The sequence below is a fragment of the Streptomyces sp. genome (assembly GCF_031178505.1).
Classification (GTDB): Bacteria; Actinomycetota; Actinomycetes; order Streptomycetales; family Streptomycetaceae; genus Streptomyces; species Streptomyces gulbargensis.
In genome coordinates, this window is record NZ_JAPSIW010000481.1 from 1 (window position 1) to 5,549 (window position 5,549).

The following is a 5,549-nucleotide window of genomic DNA, read 5'->3' on the forward strand; positions in this document are numbered from 1 at the left end:
TGCGCGCCTCCCGCCGTCAGCTGATGGCCGAGCTCACCCAGGACTGGGCGCCGGAGGAGCGTGAGACGTTCTGCGCGCTCCTCACGCGCTTCAACGGCGCCCTGTCCGCCCGGATGGCCCCCGCCCCGCAGCCCCAGACGAACGCCGACGCGGAGATCCCGCCGGCCTCCTGAGCCACCGCCGAGCACGGCCGGGCGGCCGTACGGCCACTGTGCCCCCGGCCCCCGACGGCGGGCCGCTCCTGCTCCTCGTACGTGACCGGCCGGGCCACCCGCCGCCGGGGGCTCGGACGGAGAAGGCGGGATCGCCCCTGTGCCCGACGCCGGACGAGCCGCGGATGGCTGCCGTGCGGCCGCGGCGGCCCGCACGGTCCGGGCGCCGGCCCCCGGACCGCGGGTGACACCGCCGCCGGCAACGACTGCGCCGTCGTCGACGCCGGGGTGCGGGCCGGTCAGCCCAGGGCCTGCTGGAGGTCCTCCAGCAGGTCGTCGGCGTTCTCGATGCCCACCGACAGGCGCACCAGGTCGGCCGGGACCTCCAGGGCGGAACCGGCCGCCGAGGCGTGCGTCATCCGTCCCGGGTGCTCGATCAGCGACTCGACGCCGCCCAGGGACTCGCCCAGCGTGAACACCTTCGCCCGGTTGCAGACCTCGACGGCCGCCTCCTCGCCGCCCTCCACCCGGAAGGAGACCATCCCGCCGAACGCCCGCATCTGCTTGGCGGCCACCTCGTGCCCGGGGTGGTCCGGCAGCCCCGGGTACAGGACGCTCGTCACGCGCGGGTGCCGGGTGAGCAGGTCGGCGACCTTGCCGGCGTTCTCGCTGTGCCGGTCCATGCGCACCGCGAGCGTCTTGGTGCCGCGCAGCACCAGCCAGGCGTCGAAGGGCCCGGCGACCGCGCCCATCGCGTTCTGGTGGAACGCCAGCTCCTCGCCCAGCGCCGGGTCGCCGACGACCAGCGCGCCGCCGACGACGTCGGAGTGGCCGCCCATGTACTTGGTGAGGGAGTGCACGACGACGTCCGCGCCGAGGGCCAGCGGCTGCTGGAGGTAGGGCGTGGCGAAGGTGTTGTCGACGACGAGCCTGGCGCCGGCGTCCCGGGCCACCTGGGCGACGGCGGCGATGTCGGTGATGCCGAGCAGCGGGTTGGAGGGCGTCTCCACCCAGACGGCCTTGGTCCTCGGGGTGAGCGCGGCCTGTACGGCGGCGGGGTCGGAACTGTCGGCCACCGACCACTCCACGCCCCAGCGGGTGGCGACCTTGGCGAAGAGCCGGAAGGTGCCGCCGTAGGCGTCGGCGGGGATGACCACGTGGTCGCCGGGGCGCAGCAGCGTGCGCAGCAGGCAGTCCTCGGCGGCCAGTCCGGAGGCGAAGGCGAGGCCGCGGCAGCCACCCTCCAGAGCGGCGAGGTTCTCCTCCAGCGCGGTCCGGGTCGGGTTGGCGCTGCGGCTGTACTCGTAGCCGCCGCGCAGGCCGCCGACGCCGTCCTGCTTGTAGGTGGAGACCTGGTAGATCGGGGGGACGACCGCGCCCGTGAGGGGGTCGGCGGTGTTGCCCGCGTGGATCGCGAGGGTCTCGAAGTGCTGACTGAAGTGCCTGTCGCTCATGGGCCCGAGGGTAGTGTGCCGCGCGCGTCCGCGAGCGCCCGCCGGGAGGGCGGCCGACGGGGTTTTCCACAGGACCGGCGGCAGGTTGGCCAATTGTCGGCGTGGTCTGGTTCGCTTGTAGGCATGGAGATTCTCTGGGTCCTGCTGGCACTGGTCATGTTCGGCTTCGTGCTGCTCCCCGTCTTCCGGCGCCGGCGCGGCATGATCGAGCAGGTCCCGGCCGGTCATCCGGACGCCGCGGACCCCTCGCACTACGGCTTCGTCCTGGAGGAGGAGCTGGACGTCCGGATGCCCGGCCCGGACCAGGACCTGATCGACGTCCTCGACGTGGTGCAGGGCACCCAGGACTACCGCGCGGCGCAGCAGCTCCTCGCCGGTACGGAGGCGGAGGGCGAGCGGCGCTGGCAGCGCGTGCAGGCCTTCGCGGGCGCGGCGGCGCTGGAGGTGCGGCAGCGGCCGGGCGGGGTCGGGCAGACGCCGGGCGGCCAGTGGCTGCGGGTGTGGCGGGCGGAGAAGCCCAAGGACGCGGGGGGTGCCGCGGTGCACGCCGAGTTCCTGGTGCAGCAGGCGTGGCGGACGTCGACGCCGGGCACGGACGAGTTCCGGATCATCATGGAGGAGGCGAGGGCGGCGTGCGGCGAGGCGGCGCTGCTGGCCCCCGGCGATCCGGTCCCGTACATCATCGAGCTGTCGGTGGCCCGCGGCCTGGGCTACGAGCGGGCGGCGTTCGAGCAGCTCTGGCTGAAGATCCTGGACCGCGCTCCGGCGCACATGGGCGCGCACCTGGCCGCGCTGCACTACTGGTGCGAGAAGTGGCACGGCTCCCGGGAGCTCGCCTACTCCTTCGCGGAAGCCGCGGCGGCCCGCGCGCCGCAGGGCTCGCTGCTCGCCGCGCTGCCGCTGTTCGCGGTGTTCGAGCACCTCCCCGAGGTCAACCTGGTCAGCGGTTTCCACCGGAGCGAGGTCGTCACCAAGGCGGTCCACGGCGCGCTGCACGCGGTGCACGGCGCCCGCCCCGACGACCCGATGTCGGCGCACGTCCGCCATCTGCTGCTGTACTTCCTGGTCCGCGGCGAGCGCTGGGCCGAGGCCATGAACCAGCTCGTCCACATAGACGGCCACGTCGGCGCCCTCCCCTGGACCCTCTCCCCCGACCCGGCGGCGGAGTTCGCGGTCCACCGGGCCCTGGCGGTGGCGGGCTACGAGGCCAACGGGGGGAGCCCGGCGACGCTGCCGCACTGACGGGCGCCCCCTCGCGGCGGAGGGCCGACGCTCATTCTCTTGGGCAACCGCTGATCCCCAGTTCAGTTCCCCGCCACAGTCGCCGCGCTGCGCCGGGCCGTCAGCCCGATCGCGCCTGCGGCGCCACCGGCCCGGGAACTCGGCCAGAGGGCGGACCGGTCTCGGAAAAGCTCCGGCTTGGTGTCCTCCAACCGTTCGCTGCACGCAGCGCATTCGGTCTTCGACCTCCCGGCCCGGTGAGCACGGACTTCACTGAGAGCGCTACCCGGACCGCACTAACTGCTCATGAGGCGGGTGGTATCCCGGCTTGCATGGTGGCCGATGCGGTCCGCCTGATCGGCCACTTCTTCGGCCCCGTACTCACATCGAAGTCGGCGACAGTACGGCTGGTTCTCCTTCTCGGTGACACGGCGTGAACCGTCCATCGCATCGTGCCGCGGTTCGCTGCAACCACACGCCGAACCGCATAGCCGCTCGCCCGCGTCGCATGCGTCGGGGGCTCCGCACAGGCCGCGCTCCTATCGCACACCCAACGACACGTAGTCGTACCGACCATAGTAGGAGTCTGCCGTATACGCGTTGGTCAATCGAGGGCCGCGCCACATCATGATTTTCTCGTAGGTGATAGGCAGGTATACCGCGTTTTCGGAGACCTTGCGATTGATCTGCCCATAGATGCCCCCCGCCTTGACCGGATCTTGTTCGGCAATTGCGTCGTCTAACAGTGCATTGATCTCAGGGTCATTGAGTTCACTGTAGTTATTGTTACCTGCCTCCAGAATGAACCGCCCGTCAACCAGAGGGCGCAAGAAACCCTGACCGGTCGGGAAATCTGCAGCGAACCCCATGAGGATGACGCCGTACCCTCTGTCCTTCACCGCCTTGGGTGACTTGAACACCCCGAAGGTTGCGGCACCGTCGACTTGGTCAATTTTTGTGTTGATGTTGACTTTCTTCAGTGCCTTCTGCAAGGCCAGAGCCGTGTCAACCTCGACCGGTACGTTCTTGCGCACGGCTATGGTCGTGGAAAAACCGTTTGGCCTGCCGCACGCCTTGAGTTCCTTCTTGGCCGCTTCTAGATTCGCCTTGCCGTTGTTTGCGAGCACACCATAAGGATCGTAGGTCCGGTCGGAGCCCGCGATGGAGAGAGGGAGCATATTGGGAGCTATATCACCACCGACGATCGGCCCGCCTCGGGCCGTTTGCAACTCCCTGTGGTCGGCCGCGAAAATGACGGCCCTGCGGCAGTGGATGTTGTTCATCGGCTTGACCGATCTCGGGAAGGCCGCATACCTGACGTATCCAGTACTGGGATTGTCCAGGTTCGCCTTGAGGTCAGCGCTCCCCAGCGCCTTAGCGATGGCAGCCCGACTGAGCCCCGTACCGTTCAAGTCGAGATCGAATTCACCACTCAACAGACGTTCATCCATCTCATTCGCATCGGCGACGAAGGTGACCTCAATACGGTCGGGGAGCGCCGGACGGATCGGGTCGGACTCCTGGTTCCACTGTTCGTTGCGGACCAGAACCAGCTTGCGGTTCGGGTCATATGAAGCGAACTTGTAGGGACCCGACGAAAAAGGTCTCAGTTCGTACAGGCTGCCAGTGTCACGCTCGCTTTTGGCGGGGGACGCCACCGGAAGAGCCAGCATCTGCTCGAAGTCGCCGTTCGGCTCGGACAGGTGGAAGACAATCGTCTGACTGTCAGGAGTCTTGATGGTCCGCAGACCCAATTTCCGCGGATCCTCGTCCTTGTACGGCCCCTTATAGGTCTGATCTGGGTCGAGGACCTTCTTGAGGTAGGCAGGGCCGCCGGAAATGACATCGTCCGCCCAGGTCCGCTCGATGCCGTACTTGATGTCCTGTGAAGTGACGGGCGAACCGTCCTCCCACGTGACGCCGTCCCGTAGTTCGTAGGTGTACGTCGTTCCGCCGTCCGAGACCTTGGCCAAGCCGGTGGCGAGGTCGGGCACCAGAGCGGTGCTCGCACGTCCGGCGCGTGGGGCATAGGTGACCAACTGCCGGGTGTAGTACCGGGCGAAATCCCACACGGACCCGTAGTAGGTGCGCTGGGGATCCCACGAGTCGGCCTCCTGGGTGGAGACGAAGCGCAATGTGCCGCCCTGGGTCGACGACGCGTTGGCGACGCCTTCGGTGGCGGCGTTGTATCCGGCGCCGGATCCGGTCGCCCCCCGCGATGACTCGTGCAGCCAGTTCAGCCCGACCGGGATCCCCACGGCCAGCAGACCGATGGCCGCGATCGCAGACGTGAGGATGCGCGTGACACCGCGTTTGCGCCGACGCTTGAGCCGTACGCCGGCCGCACCCTGATCTGTGGAGTCCCTCGGATCCGGGGTGGCGCGGCGAGTGTGCACCACGGTGAGCAACTCGTCCGGGGTGGGCCGACGGGCCGGGTCCTTGTCGAGACACCTCTCTATGATGATCCGCAGAGAGTCGGGCAGGGCACTCAGGTCGGGGTCGTGATGAACAATCTGATAGGCGGTCACATAGGGGTGGTCCGCATCGAATGGTCCGTGCCCGGAGGCCGCGAAGACCAGGAGCGAGCCGAGCGCGAAGACATCGATGGCCGGGCTGACTTCCGGCGGTACGCGCCACTGCTCAGGGGCCATGAACGGCGGCGTTCCGACGAGTTGACCAGTTTTGGTGTGCACTTCGCCGACACTGCGGTCGACGGCCTTGG

3 protein-coding genes and 2 pseudogenes are annotated in these 5,549 nt (G+C 68.9%); 2 read left to right on the plus strand and 3 right to left on the minus strand.

Going from position 1 to position 5,549, the window contains the following annotated elements; genetic code table 11:
* Positions 1-173 (plus strand): annotated as a pseudogene (locus RIF68_RS25785) (MarR family transcriptional regulator); the annotation flags it as partial.
* 278 nt (positions 174-451) lie between these two features.
* Here the strand turns inward: RIF68_RS25785 and RIF68_RS25790 are convergent.
* Positions 452-1,606, minus strand: a complete 1,155-nt coding sequence (locus tag RIF68_RS25790; protein ID WP_309053693.1) for a cystathionine gamma-synthase — start codon at positions 1,604-1,606, stop codon at positions 452-454.
* 123 nt (positions 1,607-1,729) lie between these two features.
* Here RIF68_RS25790 and RIF68_RS25795 point away from each other — a divergent pair, with 123 nt between their 5' ends.
* Positions 1,730-2,848 carry a hypothetical protein gene (locus RIF68_RS25795; protein WP_309053694.1) on the plus strand — a complete coding sequence of 373 codons (1,119 nt, stop codon included), beginning with the start codon at positions 1,730-1,732 and terminating at the stop codon, positions 2,846-2,848.
* Positions 2,849-3,366: 518 nt separating this feature from the next.
* Here the strand turns inward: RIF68_RS25795 and RIF68_RS25800 are convergent.
* Both RIF68_RS25800 and RIF68_RS36550 read right to left on the minus strand, forming a co-directional pair.
* Positions 3,367-5,109 carry an ABC transporter substrate-binding protein gene (locus RIF68_RS25800; RefSeq protein ID WP_375165739.1) on the minus strand — a complete coding sequence of 581 codons (1,743 nt, stop codon included), beginning with the start codon at positions 5,107-5,109 and terminating at the stop codon, positions 3,367-3,369.
* 180 nt (positions 5,110-5,289) lie between these two features.
* A pseudogene (locus RIF68_RS36550) lies at positions 5,290-5,478 on the minus strand (hypothetical protein); the annotation flags it as partial.
* Positions 5,479-5,549: the final 71 nt, after the last annotated feature.